General features: G+C 64.9%; 20 protein-coding genes and 1 tRNA gene. 11 read left to right on the top strand and 10 right to left on the bottom strand.

What is annotated here, in order from left to right; translation table 11 throughout:
- Nucleotides 1-49 precede the first annotated feature (49 nt).
- From purH to BLU04_RS11380, 3 genes are all read left to right on the top strand, one after another.
- The gene (gene purH / locus BLU04_RS11395; RefSeq protein WP_093286012.1) at nucleotides 50-1,594 is read left to right on the top strand and encodes a bifunctional phosphoribosylaminoimidazolecarboxamide formyltransferase/IMP cyclohydrolase; all 1,545 of its coding nucleotides are present in this window, start codon (nucleotides 50-52) and stop codon (nucleotides 1,592-1,594) included.
- Between the two features lie 146 nt (nucleotides 1,595-1,740).
- Complete coding sequence (locus tag BLU04_RS11390) at nucleotides 1,741-2,703, top strand: hypothetical protein (RefSeq protein ID WP_093286010.1); 963 nt, start codon at nucleotides 1,741-1,743, stop codon at nucleotides 2,701-2,703.
- Between the two features lie 177 nt (nucleotides 2,704-2,880).
- Nucleotides 2,881-3,612 carry a tetratricopeptide repeat protein gene (locus BLU04_RS11380; protein WP_093286005.1) on the top strand — a complete coding sequence of 244 codons (732 nt, stop codon included), beginning with the start codon at nucleotides 2,881-2,883 and terminating at the stop codon, nucleotides 3,610-3,612.
- 24 nt (nucleotides 3,613-3,636) lie between these two features.
- Here the strand turns inward: BLU04_RS11380 and BLU04_RS11375 are convergent, their stop codons facing one another.
- Complete coding sequence (locus BLU04_RS11375; RefSeq protein WP_093286002.1) at nucleotides 3,637-5,355, bottom strand: GAF domain-containing protein; 1,719 nt, start codon at nucleotides 5,353-5,355, stop codon at nucleotides 3,637-3,639.
- 26 nt (nucleotides 5,356-5,381) lie between these two features.
- Nucleotides 5,382-6,269 (bottom strand): diacylglycerol kinase family protein, encoded by an 888-nt coding sequence (locus BLU04_RS11370; RefSeq protein WP_093286000.1) that lies wholly within the window; start codon nucleotides 6,267-6,269, stop codon nucleotides 5,382-5,384.
- 117 nt (nucleotides 6,270-6,386) lie between these two features.
- On the opposite strand from BLU04_RS11370, the gene BLU04_RS11365 reads away from it, so the two are divergent.
- From BLU04_RS11365 to BLU04_RS11345, 6 genes are all read left to right on the top strand, one after another.
- Entirely contained in the window at nucleotides 6,387-7,841 is a 1,455-nt protein-coding gene (locus BLU04_RS11365) for an AsmA-like C-terminal region-containing protein (protein WP_093285998.1), read from the top strand.
- Nucleotides 7,838-8,437: a 16S rRNA (guanine(966)-N(2))-methyltransferase RsmD gene (rsmD, locus tag BLU04_RS11360; RefSeq protein WP_093285995.1), complete on the top strand. Its 600-nt coding sequence runs from the start codon at nucleotides 7,838-7,840 to the stop codon at nucleotides 8,435-8,437. Before BLU04_RS11365 ends, rsmD begins: the two co-directional genes overlap by 4 nt.
- Nucleotides 8,438-8,503: 66 nt before the next feature.
- On the top strand, nucleotides 8,504-8,674 hold the full coding sequence (locus BLU04_RS16545; RefSeq protein WP_157895302.1) for a hypothetical protein: 171 nt from the start codon (nucleotides 8,504-8,506) through the stop codon (nucleotides 8,672-8,674).
- Nucleotides 8,675-8,893: 219 nt separating this feature from the next.
- Nucleotides 8,894-9,709 carry an RNA polymerase sigma factor RpoD/SigA gene (locus tag BLU04_RS11355; protein WP_231964861.1) on the top strand — a complete coding sequence of 272 codons (816 nt, stop codon included), beginning with the start codon at nucleotides 8,894-8,896 and terminating at the stop codon, nucleotides 9,707-9,709.
- A complete protein-coding gene (locus tag BLU04_RS11350) occupies nucleotides 9,706-10,245 on the top strand; it encodes an adenine phosphoribosyltransferase (protein WP_093285989.1) in 540 nt (179 codons plus the stop codon). The genes BLU04_RS11355 and BLU04_RS11350 overlap by 4 nt, the downstream gene beginning before the upstream one ends.
- A 136-nt stretch (nucleotides 10,246-10,381) precedes the next feature.
- Nucleotides 10,382-10,455, top strand: a tRNA-Asp gene (locus BLU04_RS11345).
- 107 nt (nucleotides 10,456-10,562) lie between these two features.
- On the opposite strand, the gene BLU04_RS11340 is transcribed toward BLU04_RS11345, so the two are convergent.
- The 6 genes from BLU04_RS11340 to BLU04_RS16835 all read right to left on the bottom strand — a co-directional run bounded on the left by BLU04_RS11340 (nucleotide 10,563) and on the right by BLU04_RS16835 (nucleotide 16,756).
- The gene (locus BLU04_RS11340) at nucleotides 10,563-12,314 is read right to left on the bottom strand and encodes a PQQ-dependent sugar dehydrogenase (RefSeq protein WP_157895301.1); all 1,752 of its coding nucleotides are present in this window, start codon (nucleotides 12,312-12,314) and stop codon (nucleotides 10,563-10,565) included.
- 143 nt (nucleotides 12,315-12,457) lie between these two features.
- Entirely contained in the window at nucleotides 12,458-12,766 is a 309-nt protein-coding gene (locus BLU04_RS11335; RefSeq protein WP_157895300.1) for a hypothetical protein, read from the bottom strand.
- A gap of 161 nt (nucleotides 12,767-12,927) precedes the next feature.
- Nucleotides 12,928-14,088 (bottom strand): L-dopachrome tautomerase-related protein, encoded by a 1,161-nt coding sequence (locus BLU04_RS11330; RefSeq protein WP_093285985.1) that lies wholly within the window; start codon nucleotides 14,086-14,088, stop codon nucleotides 12,928-12,930.
- 44 nt (nucleotides 14,089-14,132) lie between these two features.
- On the bottom strand, nucleotides 14,133-16,193 hold the full coding sequence (locus BLU04_RS11325) for a LamG-like jellyroll fold domain-containing protein (protein WP_093285983.1): 2,061 nt from the start codon (nucleotides 16,191-16,193) through the stop codon (nucleotides 14,133-14,135).
- 92 nt (nucleotides 16,194-16,285) lie between these two features.
- The gene (locus BLU04_RS16840; RefSeq protein ID WP_231964860.1) at nucleotides 16,286-16,492 is read right to left on the bottom strand and encodes a hypothetical protein; all 207 of its coding nucleotides are present in this window, start codon (nucleotides 16,490-16,492) and stop codon (nucleotides 16,286-16,288) included.
- Between the two features lie 102 nt (nucleotides 16,493-16,594).
- Nucleotides 16,595-16,756 (bottom strand): hypothetical protein, encoded by a 162-nt coding sequence (locus BLU04_RS16835; RefSeq protein ID WP_197672942.1) that lies wholly within the window; start codon nucleotides 16,754-16,756, stop codon nucleotides 16,595-16,597.
- 195 nt (nucleotides 16,757-16,951) lie between these two features.
- On the opposite strand from BLU04_RS16835, the gene BLU04_RS11315 reads away from it, so the two are divergent.
- Nucleotides 16,952-20,458 (top strand): MBG domain-containing protein, encoded by a 3,507-nt coding sequence (locus BLU04_RS11315; RefSeq protein WP_093285980.1) that lies wholly within the window; start codon nucleotides 16,952-16,954, stop codon nucleotides 20,456-20,458.
- 42 nt (nucleotides 20,459-20,500) lie between these two features.
- The gene (locus BLU04_RS11310; RefSeq protein ID WP_093285978.1) at nucleotides 20,501-22,276 is read left to right on the top strand and encodes a ShlB/FhaC/HecB family hemolysin secretion/activation protein; all 1,776 of its coding nucleotides are present in this window, start codon (nucleotides 20,501-20,503) and stop codon (nucleotides 22,274-22,276) included.
- 3 nt (nucleotides 22,277-22,279) lie between these two features.
- On the opposite strand, the gene BLU04_RS11305 is transcribed toward BLU04_RS11310, so the two are convergent.
- Together BLU04_RS11305 and BLU04_RS11300 are read right to left on the bottom strand one after the other, a co-directional pair.
- Nucleotides 22,280-22,924, bottom strand: coding sequence for a flavin reductase family protein (locus BLU04_RS11305; protein ID WP_093285975.1), 645 nt, complete (start codon nucleotides 22,922-22,924; stop codon nucleotides 22,280-22,282).
- A gap of 42 nt (nucleotides 22,925-22,966) precedes the next feature.
- Complete coding sequence (locus BLU04_RS11300) at nucleotides 22,967-23,665, bottom strand: ROK family protein (protein WP_093285973.1); 699 nt, start codon at nucleotides 23,663-23,665, stop codon at nucleotides 22,967-22,969.
- Nucleotides 23,666-23,685 lie beyond the last annotated feature (20 nt).

Below are 23,685 nucleotides of genomic sequence, written 5' to 3'. Positions count from 1 at the left end.
GCGTCGGGTTAGGGGTTGAAATCTCCTCCGTTTTCCTCAAAGTCATCCGATGCCTCGCGCCCTCATTTCCGTTTCCGACAAAGTCGGCCTCGTCGATCTCGCCAAAGTCCTCAGCCAGGCCGGTGTCGAACTCATCTCGACCGGCGGCACCGCCAAGGCCCTGCGCGAGGCCGGGCTCGACGTGAAGGACATCTCCGAGATCACCGGCTTCCCGGAGATGATGGACGGCCGCGTGAAGACCCTCCACCCGAAGGTCCACGGCGGGCTCCTCTACGTGCGCGGCAATGCGGAGCACGAGAAGCAGGCCGCCGACGCCGGGATCGGGGCGATCGACTACGTCATCGTCAACCTCTACCCCTTCGAGGCGACCATCCGCCGCCCCGGCGTCGAGCTCCACGAGGCGATCGAGAACATCGACATCGGCGGCCCCTCCATGCTCCGCAGCGCGGCGAAGAACTACGCCAGCGTCACCGTCGTCGTCGATCCGTCCGATTACTCCCGCGTCGCTGCCCAGGTCACCGCCGAAGGGAAGACCACCCCCCTCCTCCGGGCCGAGCTCGCCGCGAAGGTCTTCACCCACACCAGCCATTACGACGGCCTCATCGCCTCCTACCTCGGCAGCCACCTCCCCGTCGGCGTCGAGCCGACCGACGAACGCTTCACCATCCCCCTGCGCAAGGCCCAGTCCCTCCGCTACGGCGAGAACCCCCACCAGAAGGCTGCCCTCTACGGCCGCTTCTTCGATTCCTTCGAGCAGCTCCACGGCAAGGAACTTTCCTATAACAACCTCCTCGACATCGACGCCTCGGCGAAGCTGATCGCCGAGTTCAACGGTTCCGCCCCCACCGTCGCCATCCTGAAGCACACGAACCCGTGCGGCGTCGGCAGCGCCGCCTCCCTCGCCGAGGCCTGGGACCGCGCCTACGCCACCGACAAGCAGGCCCCCTTCGGCGGCATCATCGTCGTCAACCGCCCGCTCGACCTCCCCGTCGCCGAGGCGATCTCCGAAATCTTCAGCGAGGTCATCGTCGCCCCCTCCTTCGAGCCCGCCGCGCTCGATCTCCTCAAGAAGAAGAAGAACCTCCGCCTCATCGTCAACCGCTGGCTCCCCCATCCCGCCCTCGCCGGGACCGACATCCGCTCCATCGTCGGCGGCTCCTTCCTCCTCCAGGAAGCCGACGACCGGCCCCAGCCCGAGGCCGACTTCAAGGTCGTCACGAAGCGGCAGCCGACCGCCGAGGAACTCGACGCCCTCCGATTCGGCTGGCACGTCGTCCGCCACGTGAAGTCGAACGCCATCGTCTACTCCGGCGCGGGCCGGACCCTCGGCATCGGGGCCGGGCAGATGTCCCGGGTCGATTCGTCGAAGATCGCCGTCTGGAAGGCGGGCGAGGCCGGGCTCTCCCTGAAGGGAAGCATCGTCGCCTCCGACGCCTTCTTCCCCTTCCCCGACGGCCTCATCGCCGCCGCCGAAGCCGGGGCCACCGCCGCCATCCAGCCCGGCGGCAGCGTCCGGGACGCCGAGGTCATCGCCGCCGCCGATGAGCGGGGCCTGGCGATGATTTTCACCGGCCGCCGCCACTTCCGGCATTAATCGAGCTTCCCTCCATCCACCGATGAAAAAGCCTTCCCCCACCTCGCCGGGAGGAAGGCAATTTTTCATTGGTGAAAATATTCCCAGGGAGTTTGACTTTTTACTTAGTTATAAGTTATAAACCCGACCAGACCTATCCGTCTCTTATGGCCAAACGCATCCTCATCGTCCTGCTGGCTCTCTTCACCTTCTTCGGCAGCTTTGAGGTTGGCCATGCGGCGACGCTGACGCCCCAGGATCAATTCCTGAAAATCTACTTCCTCCTCCAGGACGCCGACCGGATGGAGCAGAAGGGCCAATACGCGAGCTCCCGGAGCCGCTACACCGAGGTTGCCGACCAGCTTTCCGACCTGAAGAAGAATTATCCCGACTGGGAGCCGAGCATCGTCAACTTCCGCATCAAATTCGCCCGGGACAAGATCGCCCAGCTCGCCGACAAGGCCGATAGCAATCCCTCCCCCACCCTCACCCCGACGCCGAAACCGGCGGCCAATCCCCCGGTCACGGTCACGGCGGATGTGCCGCCCGCTCCCGTCGCCCCCGCTCCGGTCACTTCGGGAGGAGCCATCTCCTCGGAGACCACGGCCCTCAAGCAGCGGATCAGCTCCCTCGAAGGGGAGCTGGCCGACACGAAGAAGCAGCTCAACGACGCCCTCACCCAGGCGACCCAGCTCCGCCAGCGCCTCGACGCCGCCGAGCGCGAACTCTCCAACGTGAAGTCGTCCAACCTCGAAGAGCGGATGGCGACGATCCTCGAGGAAAACAAGTCGCTCAAGACGAAGCTCGCCGACGCCGAGGAACGGGTCAAAACCCTCCAGAGCGGCGGCGACAGCAGCAACTCCGTCCCCCTCCTCAAGGACCAGCTGAAGAAGGTCCAGGACCAGCTCTCCTACCTCCAGGCGGAGAACCAGGCCTTCCGCACCACGACGAACGACCTCAAGGCCCAGCTCGAGACCGCCCAGCAGAAGCTCACCCTCGCCGACCAGCAGGCCGGGCAGCTCGCCAACAACGACTCCAGCCGCAAGGAAAACGAGATCCTGCGCGGCATCGTCACCCGCCAACTCCAGGAACAGGCCCGCCGCGACGCCGCGAAGCGCCTCGCCGACTAGGAGATCGGCAACCTCAAGATCAAGTCGGAGATCCTCCGCCAGCAGCTCGACATCCTCGCCTCCCCCATCATCGCCCTCAACCCCGAGGAACGGGCCCTCCTCCGCATCAACACCGCCGCCGTCGTCCCCTCCCAGACCGCGGCCCCCGCTGCCGATGCCGATCCGGCGACCCCCGCGATGGGGCAGAACTTCGAGGCCCGCAAGGACCTCCCGAACACCTCGGCCGCCCCTGCCGCCCCGGCGGCCTCCTCCGCGCCCGCCGATTCCGGCACGGCGGCGGCCGCCGCCGCCGACGTCGCCGCGAAGGCCCGCGTCCCCGACGACATGCGGCCCATCGCCCAGCAGGCCTCGGACGCCTTCTCCCGCGGCCAGTTCGACGCCGCCGCCGAGGCCTACTCGAAGATCGTCCAGAAGTATCCCGACAGCCTCTACGCCTGGTCGAACCTCGGCGTCGTCCGCTTCCAGCAGCAGCGGTATCCCGAGGCCGAGCGCGCCCTCAAGGAGGCGATCCGCCTCAACCCGAACGACGCCTTCTCCCACTCGATCCTCGGCATCGTCTTCTACCAGCAGAACCGCTTCGACGAGGCGATCGACATGCTCACGAAGGCGACCACCCTCGATCCCAACGACGCCCGCACCCGGAACTACCTCGGCATTGCCTGCTCTCAGAAGGGCTGGCAGGAAGCGGCCGAGAAACAGCTCCGCAAGGCCGTCGAGATCGACCCGACCCTCGGCGACGCCCACTTCAACCTCGCCGTCATCTACGCCACGCAGAAGCCCCCCTCGCGGGAACTCGCGCGGAAGCACTACCAGAAGGCGCTCGATCTCGGCATCCCGAAGGATCCGCAGCTGGAGAAGTTCTTCTCCGACACGGCGGTCCCGGGCGATACGGCCCCGGCGGCGAAGTAACCGCCGCCTTCCTTCCCCCCAGCCCTACCCCACCGGCAACAGCAGCCGGAACCGCGTCCCGCGCTTCGGCTTCGACTCGACCTCGATCCGACCGCTGTGGTTCTCCATGATGCGGGCGACGATGGCGAGGCCGATGCCGGTGCCGTGCTGCTTCGTCGTGAGGAACGGCGCGAAGAGGTTGTCGATCTGCGTCGCCGTCATGCCGACGCCGTTGTCCCGCACGGTCAGGACGAAATAGGAAGCTCCCTCGACCTCGTCGATCGAGGTCCCGATCGAGAGCGCCCCGCCCTCCGGCATCGCGCCGACGGCGTTGAGGACCAGGTTCAGGATGGCCTGCTCGATCTGCGCCCGGTCGACCTTCGCCGGGGGGAGCGCCTCGTCGGCGTCCCGCCGGATCTCGATCCCCTGCCGGTGGAGCTTGTGGCGGACGAGGAGGATGATGTCGTCGATCATCTGGGCGAGGTCGACGGGCTCCTTGATCGGCTCGGCGGAGCGGACCAGGGAGAGGATCTGGTCGACGATCCGGTTCATGTGCCTCATCTTCTCCTCGATGATCCGGGCGTCCTCCGCCGCCGCCCCGTTCATCGGCGTCGAGGTGACGAGGCTGTGGAAGAGCATCTGCATCACCGTCAGCGGATTGCGGATCTCGTGCGCGACCTCGGCGGCCAGGAGGCCGAGGGCCGAAAGCCGCTCGCTCTGCCGGAGGCTTTCCTCGGTGTCGACGACGCGGGTCAGGAGGCGCGTCCGCCCGATCGCCACGGCGGAGAGGTCGGCCAGGGTCTGGAGGAGCTTGATTTCCTGGTTGGAAAACCGGTGGAGCTCGTCGGTGTAGACATTGAGGACGCCGATCACCTCGGCGGCGAAGATCAGCGGCACGGAGAGCATCGAGACCAGCCCTTCCTCCCGCGCCATCGCCACCTCGTGATAGCGGGGATCAGTCTCGACGTTGAAGACCACGCACGGCTTCTTCCGCTTCACCACGGCCCCGACGAGCGATTCGTCGACCCGCAGCGGGGGCCGGTTCTGGTAACGGACGCCCGCGCCGAAGGTCGCCTTCAGCCCCAGCTCCTTCTTGTCCTGGCTCAGGAGCATGAGGGAGCAGACCCGGGTCTTCATCAGCCCGGCCCCGTTCGCGACGATGCCGGAGAGGGTCTCCTCGAGCCCCGTCATCGAGACGATGGAGCGCCCCATCTGGACGAGGGCGTTCAGCTGCTGATCCTTCACCCGGAGGGCGGTCAATTCCCAGCCGTATTTCAGCCACTCGGCGGCCTCGGCGGCGAGGGCGAGCATCGCGCGCTCATGCTCCTCGGTGAAGTGGCCGAGGTGGACGCTGTCGAGGTTGAGCACCCCCAGGACCTGCCCCTGGTATTCGACCGGCACGGCGAGTTCCGACATCACCTTCGGCAGGACGGCGACATATTTCCGTTCCTGACGGACGTCGGGGATCCGCATCGCCTTCCCCGTCGTGGCGACCCATCCGGTGACGCCCTCGCCGAGGTGGAGCTTCGTCTTGCGGATGCGGAGCGGCATGCCCCGGCTCGCCTCGATGTCGAGGAGGCCGGTGTTCGGGTTGATGAGGATGAAGGAGCCGCACGTCGCCCCGCTCTTCTCGATCGCGATCCCGAGGAAGTGGCTGATCGCCCGCTTCGGATCGAGGAAGAGGCCGAGGTTCAGCCCGGAGGCCGGAGAGAGAACGGGAATGATCGAGGGGGACGGGACCGAAGGCCGGGGCTTTGTCTTCATCGAGAGGGATTCAGCCTTTCGTCCCTTCAGGGGGCCAGCACCCGCAGGGCGCGGGGCGAGACGGTGAACTCGCACGGGAGGAAGCCGAGGAGCTCCCCGTCGACCTCGACGGGGACCCGCTCCTCCGACTCGACGCGGATAGAGCGGCTCTTGAAATACCGGACATCGCGGAAGGTGGTGTGCTTCCCCGTGAGGATGCCCTGGAGGTACCAGACGAGGGCCAGCGGATTCATCTGCTCGAAGATGCAGATGTCGAGGAGGCCGTCGTCGAGCTTCGCCTCCTTGAAGATCGAGAAGGGACCGCCGTAGAAGCGCCCGTTGCCGATCAGGACGAAGGAGCCCTTGTAGGTCTTCCCTTCCTCAGTGCGGACGACGATCTTCGGCGGCTTCTCGGTGACGATCTGCGCCCCCGTCAGGACGTAGCTGAGCGGGCCGAGGCGCTTCTTCGACTTCCACTCCGTCCGCGCCACGATCTGCGCGTCGAAACCGACCCCGGCCAACTGGACGAACCGGTGGTCGTTGGCCCGGGCCAGGTCGATCAGCCGGGTCTTCCCGTTCGTGATGACCTCCCACGCCTTCTCCAGCTGGGAAGGGATGCCGAGCTCCATCGAAAAGACGTTCACCGTCCCGATCGGCAGGATACCGAGGGTCACGTCGGCGGGCTTCCCCTTCCCCTCGTTCTCGGCGAAGCCGGTCAGCCCGTTCACCACCTCATTGATCGTCCCATCTCCCCCGGCGGCGACGATCGTCGTATAGCCCTGCTCGACGGCCCGCTCGGCCTTCGCCTCGGCATCGCCGGGACCTTCGGTGTACTTGATCGTCACCCCTTCGGCCAGGGCCTCGATCTGGCTCTTCAGGCGCTTCGCCCGCTCGCTCCGGGCCGCCGGATTGAGGATGATGCAGGTCCGATTCATGAAAGGAGGGGGGATTGCCCCGTGATGCCGCCCGGACGGAAAAAGCGTTGCGATGGGATCGACATGGGGAGTTCCATTTGGATTGCGGACAGGGGGCGTCTTATGCCTTACTCGGAAATGGTTGCCGGATTATTCAAATACGCCCTGCGAATTGCCTTAGGCATCCTCGCAGTCGTAGCAATCCTGACGCTTTCCCTCAATTTTTATCTTGGCCTTTCCGGCACCCAGGCCCGCCTCCGCACCCTGGCCACCGGGGCCCTCGGCACCCCCGTCCTGTGGAAGGGGATGGAACACATCAACATCCTGCGCGGCACCACCATCCTCGATTTCCGCATCCCCGGCGAGGGCGGCCTCGCCCCCGAGGTCCGGGACCCGGGCCCCACTCCCAGCCAGCCCCCGATCCACCCCCCCCTGCTGGAGGCCCCCCGTGTCGAGGTCGCCTACTCCCCCCTCGACCTCCTCGACGGCCGCGTCGTCCTGCCGAAGCTCTCCTTCGACCACCCCGTCCTCGCCCTCCCCGAAGACGCCGAAGGCCGCCTCATCCTCCCCCTCCACACCCCGCGCCAGGCCACCCCCGCCCCCGCCTCTTCCGGGACCGAAAAGGAAAACACCCCGGAACCGGCCGCCGCCCCCCAGCCGTGGCCCCTCACCCTCTCCTCCCTCTCCATCACCGGAGGCCGCCTCCGCATCCTCGACCGCGAGGGCCGGGACGCCGTCCTCCTCGACGGCATCGAGCACGGAGGCCGGATCTCCCGCGGCGGCAACGGCGACCAGGAGCCCCGCCAGGACTCCCTGAACGCCTTCGGCCAGTTCTCCGCCACCGCCCTCCGCTTCGGGAAATTCACCTCGGCCAACCTCCAGGGCGGCTACACCTTCTCCCAGGCCACCATCAGCCTCACGAAGCTTCTCGGCACAGCCTACCACGGCCAATGGACCGGCAAGCTGGTGCTGAAGACCGACGCCCCCGGCCTCCCCTGCGATTTCGAGTTCCAAAGCACCGGCATCGAACTCAGCGAAATCCTGAAATCGGCAGGCCGCCCCGACCTCCTCTCCGGCTCCCTCTCCCTCACCCTCTCCGGGCGCGGGCCCTCGCGGGAACTCTCCCAGGTCGCCGCCTCCGCCGGCTTCACCATCCGGGACGGCCAGCTCATCCGCGTCGGCTTCGTCGAGGACCTCGCCACCGCCCTCAACCTCAAAGACCTCTCCCAGCCCGACTTCACCGACTGCCACGGCACCCTCACCCTTTCCGAGGGCCGCCTCCTCCTCTCCGACTTCTCCCTCGCCGCCGCCGCCTGGACCCTCACCGGGGCCGGGGCCGCCGGCCTCGACGGCACCCTCGCCCTCGACTGCCGCCTCCACTTCCACCCCGAAACCGTCGCCCGGCTCCCCGCCGCCGTCGCCGCGAAGCTCACCAAGGAAGAGAACGGCGACGCCTTCGTTCCCTTCACCCTCCGGGGCCGCCTCGACAATCCCGAGAGCGACCTCCTCACCCGCCTCGGCCTTCCCAAGGCCAAACCTGCCGCAGCCGCACCTGCCACGGCGGGCAGCCCGATCCCCACCCCGACGCCATGAACCTCCGCATCGTCGCCGGCAGCGCCGGGGGCCGCCGCCTCAAAGTACCGAAAGGCCGGGGCGTCGAGATCCGCCCCACCCAGGACCGGATCAAGCAGGCCATCTTCTCCGCCCTCGGCAACCGCGTCCCCGAGGCCCGCGTCCTCGACCTCTTCGCCGGGACCGGCGCCCTCGGCCTCGAAGCCCTCAGCCGCGGCGCCACCCGCGCCCTCTTCGTCGAGCAGAACCGCACCGCCTGCCAGTGCATCACCGAAAACATCGCCCTCTGCGGCTTCACCGTCGGCGTCGGTGCCGAAGACCAGGGCCGCGTCCTCTCCCAGGACGCCCTCGACTTCCTCCGCCGCACCCCGCCCACCCCCTACGACCTCGTCTTCGCCGATCCCCCCTACGACAAGACCAAGAGCGACACCGGCCTCCATCCCCTCTTCGCCGCCATCACCCCCTGGCTCGGCACCGACGGCATCCTCGTCTGGGAATACTTCAGCGGCCAATCGCTCGACCACCTGCCGCCTGGCCTCCGCATCCTCCTCCAGCGCCGCTACGGCGAGACCGGCATCTGCTTCCTGACCCCCGGCACCCCCTCCGCCTCCGAGTAAATATCCTTATATTACATTTATTGTAATATAATCTTTCCCATTCATCCTTGGGGAAACTTCCCCCCGATGACCTCCCGGAACAGCAAGAAAAAGACCGCCCCGTCCGACTCCGATCCCATCGATCCCTACCGCCTCGTCGCCCTCGTCGAGGAATACCGCAAAGCCTCCCCTGGAGAGCTTCTCATGAAGTGGCCCACGCCTCGAAAATCATTCCACAGCTGCCATCACGCCGAATAAAAGAGGCTCAATCGCCTAATCCCCTGAAATCCCCTTAAAATGAAAATATTGCCTCTACATTAAGCACCCTTTTCTATTGTCTCCCACGAAGTTTTCTGCAAACTCCGGGGTGAACTCGAGTTCATCCGAAAAATGCGGAAAAAATCGAGCCTTTCTCTTATCTGACACCCCGGCTTCGATTTTTGACGCGCCATGTTTAAGGACGATAGCGAATCTGGAATGCGGATTTACCTCCGCCAAATCAGCCAGATCCCCCTCCTCACCCGAGAAGACGAAGTCCGCCTGGCCGCCAAGATCAAAAAAGGCAACCAGGCCGCGCGGCAGCAGATGATCCAGGCCAACCTCCGCCTCGTCGTCAAGATCGCCCACGACTACGCCAACTACGGCCTCCCCCTCCTCGACCTCGTCTCCGAGGGCAACATCGGCCTCATGAAGGCCGTCGACCGCTTCGACCCCGCCAAGGGCGGCAAGCTCAGCACCTACGCCGCCTGGTGGATCAAGCAATCGATCAAGCGCGCCCTCGCCAACCAGAGCAAGACCATCCGCCTTCCCGTCCACCTCGTCGACAAGATCGCCCGCCTCCGCCGCGTCGCCATGCGCCTCTCGGAAGAATTCGGCCGCGATCCCACCGACGAGGAACTGGCCGAGGAAATGGAGCTGCCCGTCGCGAAGATCACCCACCTCCGCACCGCCTCCATCCGCCCCGCCTCCCTCGACGCCACCGTCAGCCAGGACGAGGACAGCGCCACCCTCGGCGAAATCGTCAAGGACGAGGCTGCCCTCAGCCCCTACGACCTCCTCCAGGGCAGCAACCTCCGCGAAGTCGTCCGCGAGCAGCTCCCCCTCCTCGACGAGCGCGAGCGGAAAATCCTCTCCCTCCGCTTCGGCCTCGACGGCAAAAAGGAACTGACCCTCGAGGAAATCGGGAAGAAATTCAAAGTCACCCGCGAGCGGATCCGGCAGCTCCAGAACGGCGGCCTGCGGAAAATATTGAAGGCCATCGAAACCAAGGACAAGGGAAGGAAAATAGAATGAACCTCTCGTTCCGCAGCGGCATCGGTCGGCTCAAGGAAAACATCCGCACCGTTCCCGACTTCCCCACTCCCGGCGTCACCTTCCGCGACATCAGCCCCATCCTCGCCGACGGCCAGCTCCTCCGCCTCGCCATCACCCTCTTCACCGACCGCTACCAGCGGAAAAGCATCGACAAGATCGTCGCCGTCGACGCCCGCGGCTTCATCCTCGGCGGCGCCATCGCCAACGTCCTCGGCATCGGCATGATCCCCATCCGCAAGAAAGGCAAGCTCCCCCCGCCCTACCTCGAAGCCTCCTACGACCTCGAATACGGCTCCGCCACCCTCACCCTTCTCGACGGTGCCGTCCAGCCCGGCGAACGCGTCGTCATCTTCGACGACGTCCTCGCCACCGGCGGGACCGCCGCCGCCGCCGCGAAGCTCGTCACCGAAGCCGGCGGCAACCTCATCGAGCTGGCCTTCCTCGTCGAGCTCTCCGCCCTCCACGGACGCGAGAAACTCAAGGGCCACACCATCCACAGCGCCATCATTTATTGATCGCGCCCGCTCCCTCAGGAGCGGTGCAAAAAAAACGCGGCGACGGCAGAAATCTTCTTGCCTCCGCACGCCATTTCCATATCGTCTGAACCTCCCGCGAGGCTCTGGAATCAACCCCCGAGCAGCGCGCGGCTAAGGAGCCATAGCTCAATTGGTTAGAGCGCCGCCCTGTCACGGCGGAGGTTGCGGGTTCGAGCCCCGTTGGCTCCGGTCTTTCTCGCCAGAGAAGATCGGAGCTTTTTTCTTTTCCTCATTCGAAAGCATCGCACGGCACTGTCGTGGCCGCGTTCTAAATCGGGCCCATTTTGCAGCGTCGATCAATGAGCGCCGTAGGAAACGCGCCACAGCGTGCCGTTTCCGTCCTCGGTCACGAGGAGTGCTCCGTCCCGGGCGACGGCCACCCCCACCGGACGCCCCCAGACGCTTTTCTCGTCGACGACGAAGCCGGTGAGGAAGTCATCGTACTCCCCCGTGGGAACCCCGTGGTTCAGGCGGACGCGGACGACCTTGTAACCGGTGCGCGAACTCCGGTTCCACGAGCCGTGGAGGGCCGCGAAGGCGTCTCCGCGATATGCGGCGGGGAAGGCGGCGCTCCCCTCCGTCTCCCTGCCCGCCGCCGGATAGAAGGTCATCTGCAAGGAAGCCGAGTGGGCCTGCACCAGCACGTCGGGAACGAGGACCCGGCCCGCGAGGTCGGGTCGCCGGCCTGCGTGGCGGGGGTCCTCGTGATTGCCGAGGTAATACCAGGGCCAGCCATAGAAGCCGCCTTCCTTCACCCGGGTGATGTAATCGGGAACCAGGTCGTCGCCCAGGGAATCGCGCTCGTTGACGGAGGCCCACAGGTCGCCCGTCTCCGGGTTCACGGCGATACCGACGGCGTTGCGGATGCCGGTGGCGAAGGCGCGCAGGGGGGCGCGTCCCTCGGGATCGGTCACCACGATGTCGGCGCGATTCGTCTCGCCGTCCCAGGACGCGCCGAGGCCGTGATCGGCCTCCCAGGCGCGGATCGCGTCGGCATCCTTCAGGGTCATCGATTCGGCGACGTTCGACCCGGAACCGATCGAGATGAACAGCCGCTTCCCGTCCCGGGAAAAGGCGAGATCCCGCGTGGTATGGCCGCCATTGCTCTGCGTCAGCAGCGGCACGATGATCTGGGGAGGGCCGCCCGCCTGGAGGTCCCCGTTATGGTAGGCATAGCGGACGACCTCGTTGTTGTTCGCCACGTAGAGCCACTGCGGGTCGGGACCGGGCGGATAGAAGGCGATGCCGAAGGGCCGGTCGAGGCCGGTCGCGAAGATCTGGTTTTCCGAGGGGGCATCGGCGCCGTCGGCAGCCCGCAACACGCGGAGACGCCCGGCGCCTGTCTCCGCGATGAAGATGTCCCCGTTCGGAGCGACGCGCACGATGCGGGGATTGGAGAAGCCCGAGGCGAACTGCCGGACCGTGAAGCCCGGCGGCACGGCGGGGACGGTGCCGGGAGGCGGCGTCACCACCTTCGGACCGTTCCCGGAGGAGACCGTGCTGTAGGGCGCGGGGAGATCGGCGACAGTGAGGTGGTGGGCGACGCCGGGGGCGGCATGGTGCCAGTCGTTGGGATCGCTGACAGGAGGCGCAGAGGCGGCCGGGACGGGTTTGGGCGGAGAGGAAGGAGCCGGCGGGGCCTTCAACGTGGCGAGGTAGGCGATGAGATTGCGGCGGTCGTCCGCGTTCGGAACGGAAACCGGCATGGTGGTGCCGGGAACCACCGTGGCCGGGGCGGCGAGGAAGCGATCGAGGGTGGAGAGGTCCCAACTGATGTCGGACGCCGTGAGGGCCTTCGAGTACGCGAAGCCGGAAAGGGAGCCGGCGCGCCTCCCGATCACGCCGACGAGCCCGGGGCCCAGCCGCACGACCTGCGCATCCCCGACACTGAGAGTGTCCGCGTGGCAAATCGCGCAACTCTGCTGAAAGAGCGTCTTCCCCAGGCCTGCGTCGGCGATGGGCAACGCCGCCTCTGCCGCCGCCGCCAGCTCTGCTCCGAAGCCGAGGAGAAGAAGGCCGGGAAGCCATACGCGGGCAAGGGAATGCATTGCGAAGAAAACTGTCCCAGGAGACAGCAAGGGTCAAGATCGCCCCTCTTTCCACCGACGCGAAAAGCGGCAAACCAGGCAGGCGCATGGCCCCGCTTGGGAAGCCATGCGCCTGCGGTTGGGAAGGCGGTGTTTCTAAGCGGCTAGTGCGCGCCGGGGGCGACGGAACCCTTGGCCGAGGAGGAGGCCGACTGCGAGTTCGCCGCCGAGCTCGACGTCGGCGAGGTCAGCGGGTTGGTCTCGCCGGGAGCGACGCTCCCCTTCACCGAACTTGCGCCCGAGGGGGAATTGGTCGTGTTGGTCGAGGTGTTGTAGGTGTCGGAGACCGGCGCGGGGCTGACCGACATCGGCTTGGGAGGAGGAGGATTATCGTTCCGCTGGCACCCTCCCGTGGCGAGGGAAAGAGCGAGGAGACCGACGACGGGGAGGACCCCCAGATATTGCTTTTTCATACCCTTGGAGGTGCAGAACCCGTGCCCCATCCCGGCCTCTTTTCGTAATCCCCTTGCTCTCAATGAAATACTGACACCGCAGAAAAATCGCCCGGTCTCCCCTCCCCCTGCAAAGCGCAAGGAAGAGGCCAAAATTGCAAGACCGGGAGTGCTCTCCCTCCTCACGAATGATCGTTCGGCGCAGGGCCGACGCCGATCTTCATCTTGTAGATCCAGACCGGGTACCGGATCTCGCTCTTCCCGTTGTTCAGCCCCTTGCCCAGGTTCATCTGGGTCGCGGGAATCCAGAGGAAGCCGTCGTGGTCGATCCAGAGCGCGTCGGCCCAGATCAGCCGGGGATCGGCGACCAGCGTGGTGACGGTCTTGTCCCGCGCGATCTTCAGGATGCGGCGGTGGTTCGGGTCGGTGAGGTAGATGCTCCCCTCGGCGTCGATGGCCGTCCCGCCCGCGGTCGGCGTATCGAGCCAGGGCTCGACGTAGGTGCCGATCGTCGCCGGATCGAGGGTCGAGTCGTCGAGCCATCCGGCCGCGATGCGGGACATCGGGCCGGAGGCGGGCTGGTAATAGACCTCGTGGCCGTCGGGGGCGACCTCGATCTGGTCGGCATGGATCCAGACCGGCTTCCCCTTCTCGTCCCGCAGGACCTTGCCGTCGGCCATCACGGGCCGATGGTCGGTCGTCGAGACATCGCCGTCGAGCAACCGCCGGACGACGCCCGTCCGCATGTTGAGGACGAGGAGCGCCGGTTCCCCGGCATCGGTGAGGTAGACGTTCTCTCCGTTGAAGCGGAAATCGTCGATGAAGCTCTTCGGCTTCACCCCGGCCTGGAGAGGGTAGATCTGCTCGACGGCGTTCTTCACAAGATCGAAGCGGATCAACCGCGCCCCGCCCGGTACCGCCGCCTTGCCGATGCCGGGAGCCCCGGCGTCGACGACCCAGAGTTTCCCGTCGGGCCCGATGCGGAGGGCGTTGACGTGGACGAAGGCCGCTTTGGGAGCTTGGGCTTGGTCCTGCCCAGCGATCCAGCCGTTCCAGGCCGCATCGGGATAAGGGACCGCCTTGCCGTCGGCATTGATCTCGCCCAGCTGGATCCCCGGCCCATCGCCGGGAAAGGCGACGAAGACGCGCCCGCCGCCCGTCAACGTCACGCCGTTCCAAATCCGGTCCGATTGATAAGCCGGGATCAACCGCCCGTCGACCGGCTGAGGCGGGAGCGCGGGAGCACCCGAGAGGGAGGCGCTCCCCGCTGCCAGGGCGAAGGCCAATCCGAGACCGAAACCCAATGCCGGTAAACGCCACCGCGCCGCGAAAATAGGTACCATGAGGTACCATCCTTCAGCCCGGGACGCTGTCAACCGATTCTTAGTTACCAGCTTCTTTTGGCAGAAAAGGCATAGGCAAAACTGTCTGCAGGCAGGGAATTCAATGCACCGTTCGATTTATTAATGACATCCCAAACACTTGGCCCCGAGCCTACGGTAAGTCCCAGCGCTACGGCATTGTACCATTTGGACTGGGTGTTGTATTGCGTCGCCGTTTCTGTGAAGAAATCACAAACCACATCTCCCACGCTATATCCCTGAATCGAAGTAAGGCATTTTACCTTGAAAATAGGAATGAGCTGAGAAACACCGATATGATGCGTTTTAGACATGGCTGTTCCCGGCCCAGGGAGAGGGGTGATGTAACCACTGTCATATTGTCCTTGGAAGGCATAGCTGACCACGGCAGAAACGGCACTCGTCCCTGTCGTGGCCTCTCCGACATAAAGACGATTGACCTGGGTGAACGTTGGGTTGGTTCCCGGGCTGATGGACGCCCCCAAAATGCTTTTCATCGTCATAGTCGTCAAATCGAACCAATCCGACGCATAGCCACTGGCGGTAATAAGCGATAACGAGGTCGGCACTGAATAAGTTATTCCATTCGGATGTTGGCAATAAGGCAGGAACTCAAACCCTTGCCCATTTCCAGAGAGAAACTTATTGGTTCCCCCAAAATTAACGGCTCCAAAATTAGCTACCATAACAGCACCGATTTTGCTCGTCGAAACAATGGTCAATCCGGCATCGGCAACCCCATTGATATAGGTGAAATACTTTCCTGCGATGGGATCATAGGTCAGTTCGACGAAATACCACGTACTAACCGAAAGAGCCGTTGTGCCGGTAATATTGGCAATATCCCATGAAGAACCATTGGAACTAAGTCCAACGACAAGTTTTCCTGAAGTATTGATGAAAATATTGGCACCATAACCCGAAACATTGTTTAGACCAAAAAGGCCATTATCTGCAGCAAAGGAAGTCGATTTGATCCATCCGCGTAATGACCACCCTCCATTTCCAAGTGATATGAACCCCGTTCCAGCCATTCTAGAAGAAGAGCCATTGAAAGATCCGAAATAGGTTCCCGAAATAGCAGGTGAAACATTGGAAAAAGTAACACTCGTATTTGTCCAGGAATTACCAAAATCATCTGTGCTGATATTATTTAAAGAAAGAGACGCCTGCGCAGACTGATTGTAAGCATAATCATACTGAGGAGGCGCAAGGGTCACATAGGGGGAAATCGCACCAACACCAGTGCGGGTGATCGCCAAATAGGAAAAGACATTGGCCGTAAGAGACCCCCAGTAGGTCGATTGATCGGAGACAATCTGCTCCACATAATCAACACTTCCGAAAGAACCGAACCCGGCGGCAAAAGCTAACGTTAAGGGAGTGGACCCCGCAGTGGTATTAACCCCCGGCTGCAATCCAGACCCGGTGGTGATAAAGTTCGCCTGACCGGAGGCATTTGCGACGCCCGAAAGCACTGTTTGCCTCACAGGAACCTGAACCAATGCTCCTCCAGCCCGGCCCGCCCAAGAAGCATTGGCGCTGACACCATTCGTCTGCAACACCTGCCCCGCAGATCCCGGAGTGAGAATACCCCAACCAGTAGTATCCCGCTGCAGAATGCTACCTTGCGAGGACCCAAAGGCCAGATCCATAGCATCGGAGAGAACCCCTTCGATATCCGAACCCAAAATAGATCGGGCGATTGCCGAACCGCTTCCGCTTGAGGGCGCCGCAATGAAAGTGCCAGCGCTCATGATTGGCGCTGCAATAGCCAGCGTTCCGTTGCCGGTGACTGGCGAACCCGAAACCGTACCAAGAACGGGTGCAACGGAAAGACCCACACTCGTCACAGCGGTGGCCCATGTGTCATCTCCCCTTAAGAAAGTTGTCGAAGAAGGCGAACCGCTCGCATCCAAAGCCACAATACTCACGGAACCAGGAGTGATATTACTCCCGGGAAGATTGATCAGCCCAGACCCATCGCCTGTGAAGACATGCCCATCGATATCTAAATCGACAGGCAGTTGGCTCGCATCATTAAATTGAAGAAGTTCGCCCGCGCCATTGGTCGTGATTGATCCCATTCCAATCGTTCTAACGTGCTCCAAATTGAAACACAACAGAATAGGAGCATTTTCATTTTAGTTAGAGCAAAACAAAATATTAAATTTGAAGCTTACTTTTTCTTCCATTCCTCATAGCTGATACGGGGGATGGTCAAGAAGACGTCGCGGGTCTTCACGTAGGCGCCGCGCCCGTTCATCCGGCCGATGGCGTGGAGCTTCTCGGAGAGAACGTAGGGACCGGCGGAATCGACGAACTCGTCCCGGACGTAGAAGGAGACGACTTCCCCGAGGATGATCCGGGAGCGGCCCATCTCCATCGTCGTAATCTCGCGGCATTCGAGGGCGGCCGGGGCCTCGGCGATGCGGGACCCTCACCACCGCCGAGGGAGCCGTCGTGAGGCCGGCGACCTCGAGCTCGTTCACGCCGCGAGGGAACTCGACGCGCAGAGGTTCATCGCCTCGGCAAGGGTCTCGTCGACGACATTGATCACGAACTCCCGCGTCTCGCGGATGTTCTGCGCCATGTCCTTCCCGATCACGCCCGGGCCGGGACGGTTCCCGACGCCGATGGCGACGATCATCCGACACCCCTTTTTCCTGTCAAACGACGATCGTCCCGGGAAGGACCTTAGCTCTTATTGGCAATAGGCTTATACCCTTAGATTTTATTTATTGCATTAGGTAAATCATCGATAAATTACTGAGTAATATTTGGTTAGCCTGTTCCCCCATTTCCGTTGTCTCTTTCCGCTAAACGTCCTATTCATCGTTATTGCATGAAGATTCACTCTTCGCGGACTAGGAGTTTCCAGGTCGGATTCCTCCTCACTCTTTTCACCGGCAGCACCTGGGCCAATCCCTCGGGAGGGACCGTCGCCCAGGGAGCCGCCTCGATCGCCTCCTCCGGGAACACCGTCACCGTGACCCAATCGACCGACCGGGCGGTCGTCAATTGGAACAGCTTCTCGGTCGGCGCGGGCGAGGTCACGAAGTTCATCCAGCCTTCCTCCACCAGCGCCATCCTGAACCGGGTGACGGGCGGGAGCCTCTCGCAGATCTCCGGCTCGATCCAGGCCAACGGCCAGGTCTTCCTCCTGAACCCGAACGGCATCGTCTTCAACGCCGGCAGCACGGTCAACACGGCGGGCTTCCTCGCCAGCACGCTGAACGTCTCCGACAGCGACTTCCTGGCGGGCGGGAATCTCCGCTTCTCCGGCAACAGCACCGGCAAAATCACCAACCTCGGCAACATCAGCGTCAACGGCGGGGACATCTACCTCATCGCGAAGGAAGTCGAGAACAAGGGGACCCTCGCCGCCCCCGGCGGCACCATCGGCCTCGCGGGAGCGACCGACGTCCTCCTGGCGGCGAGCGGCAACGACAAGGTCCTCATCCAGCCCGCCTCGGGCCAGGGCACCGTCACCAACACGGGGACGATCGAGGCGGCCGTCGCCACCCTGAAGGCCGTCGGCGGGAACGAATATGCCCTCGCCATCAACAACGGCGGCATCATCCGCGCCACCGGCTCCGCCACGGTCGACGGCCGGGTCCTCCTCTTCGCCGAGGGCGGGACGACGAAGAACACCGGGACGATCACCGCCCAGAACCAGGACGGCAAGGGCGGCCACATCGAGACCAGCGGCGAGAGCGTCGAACTCCTCGGCACCATCCAGACCGCCCCGGGCGGCGAATGGCTGATCGACCCGACCAACCTCACGATCGACGCCACCGCGGCGGCGACCATCGTCACCGCCCTCAACACCGGGACCAACGTCACCGAGCAGACCACGGCCACCACCACCTCCGGGTCGGGGACCACCGCCAGCGGCTCCGGCGACATCACCGTGGCCTCGGCGATCACCTGGACCGGCACCGGCAGCCTGATCCTCGACGCCTACAACAGCATCTACGTCAACGCGAACATCACCGCCTCCAGCGCCTCGGCGGGCCTGACCCTCAGCTACGGCAGCAACGGCCTGACGACCGCCGGGTATACCCTCGGCGGGGCATCCTCCATCACCCTCCCCGCCAGCACCACGGCGCTGAAGATCGGCAAGTCGGGGAGCCTCCGCACCTACACCGTCGTGACCACCGCCGCGAACCTCATCAGCGCGGTGAACACCACCCCCGGCGGCAATTACGCCCTGGGCGCGAGCGTCTCGGCCCCCACCGCCGCCTACACCGCCGATCCGATCGCCTCCCTCACCGGCTACCTCGACGGCCTCGGCCACACGATCAGCGGCCTGACCCTCACCGACGCGACCGACACGAACATCGGCTTCATCGGCGCGAACAGCGGCACCCTCTCGAACTTCGGCCTCACCTCGGAAACGGTGACCTCGACGAAGAGCGCCAGCCTCGTCGGCGGCCTCGTCGGGAAGAACACCGGGACGATCACCGCCAGCTACATCACCGGCACGGTCATCGGGAACACCGCGACGAACGTCGGCGGCCTCGTCGGATCGAATGCCGGGGGAACCATCAGCCTCTCCTTCGCCTCGGCCTCCGTCTCCGGAACCTCGGCCGCCACCGTCGGCGGCCTCGCCGGGACGAACAGCGCCGCGATCTCGAACTCCTACGCCGTCGGCAGCGAAGCCGGGGGCGTCACGACCACCATCGGCCCGATCGCCGGAACCAACACCGGCACCCTCGCCAACAGCTACGCCTACGAGTCGGTCTCCGGCACCACCACCGGCACGATCGTCAACGCCAGCGCCGCCTCCACCTCCTCCGGCCTCACCCTCGCGCAGATGGAGCTCTCCTCCAGCTTCGGCACCGGCTGGACCTTCACCCCCCTCACCGGCACCTGGGGCCTCAACGGCTATACCAGCGCGGGCCAGGTGAACGGCGGCCTCCCCTACCTCCAATGGCAGTCCCCCCTCACCCAGGCCGCCGTCATCGCCAGCGCCCAAAGCGTGACCTACGGGTCGGCCCCCAACCTCTCCACCAGCTACACCTCGGCGGGCGGCACGCTGACGACCTACATCACCGGCAGCGTCGCCCTCGCCCTGAGCGGGAGCAACGTCAACGCCGGGACGACGAACTTCATCGTCCCCACCGCGACGGTCAAGGCCGGTTCCACCGTCGAGTTCCAGAGCGCCTTGGAGACCATCACGACGGCCCCCCTGACGATCACCGCCAGCAATGCCTCGAAGACCTACGGGAGCGAGCAGACCCTCTCCGCCTTCAGCGTCACCGGATTGAAGTACAGCGACGCCGTGAACTCGGTGACCCTCGGCAGCCTCGGCACAGCCAAGACGGCCAACGTCGCCGCCTACACCCTCTCCGCCTCGGGGGCGACCGGCGTCGGCCTCTCCAACTACACCATCACCTACGTGGCGGGAACCGACACCGTGAACACGGCCTCCCTCACGATCAAGGCCTCCGACCTCACCAAGACCTACGGCACCGCCCAGACTCTGACGCAATACGCCGTCACCGGCCTGAAGAACAGCGACGCCGTGAACTCGGTGACGCTGTCGAGCTCCGGCACGGCGGCGGCGGCGAATGTCGGCAGCTACGCCATCACCGCCTCCGGGGCGGTCGGATCGGGCCTGACCAACTACACGATCACCTACCTGGCGGGCATCGACCTGATCAACCCCGCCATCCTGACCTACACCGCGAACCGGAGCACCCGCGCCTACGGCACCGCCAACCCCGCCTTCGGCGGCACCGTCACCGGCTTCGTCCTCGGGCAGACCCAGGCCACGGCGACGACCGGGACGCTGGCCTTCACCTCGACGGCGACGAAGACGACCGACAGCCTCACCGCCGCGATCAAGGGCGGCGGCCTTACGGCGAACAACGGGAACTACACCTTCACCCAGGCCTCGGGCAACGCCTCCGCGCTGACGATCACCGGAGCCCCCCTCTCCAACGGCCAGACCGTCCAGGTCCGGACCACCGCCGCCACGACGGGGGCGACCGCCAGTTCGACCGCGGCCACGGTCCAGAACCCCGCCACCGCCGCCAACGGAACCGCCACCGCGGCCAAGACGGCAAAGGCCCTCGCCAAGAAGGACGACGCGGCCGACTTCGGCGATACCTCGCCCTTCTCCTCCGACGGCGACACCGTGACCGTCGGCAAACAGGACGATTCGGCCGCCACCGCCAAAAAAGGGAGCAAGACCGCCGCCGTGATCCACGCCCCGGGCCTCCCCTCGACGATCTCCTACGCCCAGCCGCCCGCCGGGCAGACCTCCGGCAACTGGTATTCGTATCTCCCGAACCTGATCTACGGCACCTCCAGCAGCGAGGTCGCCGCCCGGGCGGGCCATTGATCGGGGACTCCCTTCCTCTTCCATTTTACTTCCCAGAAAATCATGACGCTTATCTTAAAAAAAAGCCCGAAAGGGGCCCAGACGGGTCTTTGGATCTTGGCCCTCGCCTTCCTCGGCGGCCTTTCCCCTCTCCGCGCGCAGGATTATTCGAGCATCCAGCCGAAGCTCCCCCCGATGGCGACGCTCCCCGCCTTCATGATGGAGAAGCCGCTCCCCGAGGAGAACGACAACACGAAGCTCCTCGTCGAAAAGCTCCAGGCCGTCGTCTTCGTCGACGCGGCGGGAAAGGTCGCCGCCCAGCCCGAGGCCCGGGGCGGCGTCGTCACGAACGGCATCCCGCTGCTCCAGCGGGACGATTTCGACGCCGTCGTCGCCCCCTACCTCGGGAAGCGGCTCTCGCTCGCCAGTCTCAGCGCCCTCGTGCGGGACGTCGTCGTCTGGTGCCGGGCGCAGGACCGGCCCGTCGTCGACGTCGTCGTCCCCCAGCAGGACATCACGAACGGCGTCCTCCAGCTCGTCTTCATCGAGGGCCGGGTCGGCAAGGTCGAGGCCGAGGGGACCCGCTGGTTCTCCAAGGACCTCCTCGTCTCCGGCGTCCGCCTCCGCCCCGGCGAGCCGATCAGCACGAACCGCCTCGCCTCCGACGTGAACTGGGTGAACCAGAATCCCTTCCACCAAAGCACCGCCGTCTTCAGCCCCGGCAGCGACGTCGGCACCACCGACATCACCCTCCGGACCGAGGACCGCTTCCCCTTCCGCTTCTACACCGGCTACGAGAACACCGGCAACGCCATCACGGGCGAGGACCGCTACGAGGCGGGCTTCAACTGGGGCAACGCCTTCCTCCAGAACCAGCTCCTCTCCTACCAATACACGATGAGCGGCGACGGGACCGCCTTCGTCGGCCACTCGGGCTCCTGGGTCATCCCGCTGCCGTGGCACCACACCCTCACCTTCTTCGGTGCCCTCTCCACCAGCCACGCCGTCAGTGGCCCCCTCGACATCCGGGGCGCGGGCGACCAGGTCGGCGCCCGCTACGAAATCCCCCTTCCCGAGGTGGCCGGGGTCTACCGCCACAGCGTCACGCTCGGCTACGATTGGAAGCAGTCCCAGAACTCGCTCGAATTCAGCTCGATCCCGGCGTCGAACTCGACGGTCGACGTCGGCCAGGAAGTCCTCTCCTACAGCGGGACGATCACCGATCCGCTGGGGACGACGACGGTGAATCCCCAGCTCTACTGGAGCGGCAACAGCGTCTGGGGCCACCAGAACCACGAGGCCTACAACGCGGTCCGTTCCGGGGCCTCGCCCGATTACACCTACCTCCGCCTCGCTCTCTCGCGGCAGACGAACCTCCCCTGGAATTTCTCCCTCGCCCACGACCTCCAATGGCAGGTGAGTGACGGCCCCCTCCTGCCGAGCGAGCAACTCCAGTTCGGCGGGGCGCAATCGATCCGGGGCTACAGCGAATACGATCTCTCCGGCACCGACGAGGGCTGGACGTTGCGGAACGAGCTGCGTCTCCCCCCCGTCTCCCTCACCGACCTCCTCGGCGCGAACGTCGTCCCCAAGCAGGCTCGGGACCAGCTCCAGATCCTCGGCTTCTTCGACATCGGCGAGGCCCGCTCCCACCGCGACACGCTCACCGACAACGCGGGGCGGGCCAAGAACGCCATCCCGATGGCGAGCGTCGGCCCCGGCATCCGCTACAACCTCGGGAACTACCTCTCCTTCCACGCCGATTACGGCATCCAGCTGCGGGACACGGGCGATCCCCATTCCAGCCGCTGGTCGCTCGGCATGACCCTCGCCTATTGAGCGTTACTGGCCGTTCTTTTTCTTCCAGTCGTCGTAGCTCAGGCGGGGGATGGTGAAGAAGGCGTCGCGGGTCTTCACGTAGGCGCCGCGCCCGTTCATCCGGCCGATGGCGTGGAGCTTCTCGGAGAGGACGTAGGGACCGGCGGGATCGACGAACTCGTCCCGGACGTAGAAGGAGACGACTTCCCCGAGGATGATCCGGGAGCGTCCCATCTCCATCGTCGTGATCTCGCGGCATTCGAGGGCGGCCGGGGCCTCGGCGATGCGGGGGACCCTCACCACCGCCGAGGGAGCCGTCGTGAGGCCGGCGACCTCGAGCTCGTTCACGCCGCGAGGGAACTCGACGCCGCAGAGGTTCATCGCCTCGGCGAGGGTCTCGTCGACGACGTTGATCACGAACTCCCGCGTCGCGCGGATGTTCTGCGCCGTGTCCTTCCCGATCACGCCCGGGCCGGGCCGGTTCCCGACGCCGATGGCGACGATGGGGGGCTCGGTCCCCACGTAGTTGTAGGCGCTGAACGGAGCCGCGTTGATCTTCCCCTCCAGGTCGAAGCTGGTGATCCAAGCGATGGGCCGGGGCGCGACCAGGCCGATCAACATGTTGTAGGCGAGATGGGGCGTCGAGGGGTCGGCGGGATCGAAGTTCATAAAGACGGAGGGGGATCGATTATTTAACTTCCGCGGGCCTATTCATCGACGGGTTCCCGAGAGCGAGATCCCCTTTTTCTCCCAGAGCCGGAAGCCGCCCTGGAAGGCATTCTCGTTGTCGCCCAGCCACGCGCCGGGAGGGAGGGTCTTCAGCAGCCGGGCGTTGCCGCCGCCGAGGACGACGTAATCGGCGGCCAGCGCCGCCTTGAGCTGGGTGACGACCTCGGCCACCGCCTTGCGCCACTTCTTCTTCCCCAGCCGTTCCAGGCCCGCGAGGCCGACGTATTCCTCGTAGGTCTTTCCCTTCTTGAAGGGGAGATGAGCCAGCTCCATCGGCTCGAGGACGCCGTCGCCGATCATCGCCGAGCCGAGGCCGGTGCCGAGGCCGAGGAAAAGCATCCGCTTCCCCTTCCCCTCGTAGCTGCCGAGGGCCTGCATCGCGGCATCGTTGACGATTTTCACCTTCGCGGTTCCGAAGGCCTTCTTGAAATCGAAGCGGACCCAGCCGGAGCCAAGGTTGTGGGGCTCGCTGACGATCCGCCCGTGGAGGACCGCGCCGGGATAACCGATGGTGACAGCGTCAATCTTCCACCCCGCGACCGCCTTGCGAACCGCCGCGACCATCCGGCGGGCCGTCATCCCGGGGCCCGAATCGATCTTGATCTCCTCCCGGTGGCTCGGGAGCCCCGTCGCCTTCACCTTCACATGCGTTCCGCCGACGTCGATTACGAGGATTTTCACTTGGGCTAGGATACAGGAAA

Origin of the sequence: Verrucomicrobium sp. GAS474 (genome assembly GCF_900105685.1) — a bacterium.
In the GTDB taxonomy this organism is placed as follows: domain Bacteria; phylum Verrucomicrobiota; class Verrucomicrobiia; order Methylacidiphilales; family GAS474; genus GAS474.
This window is presented reverse-complemented; position numbering and strand designations above follow the sequence as displayed.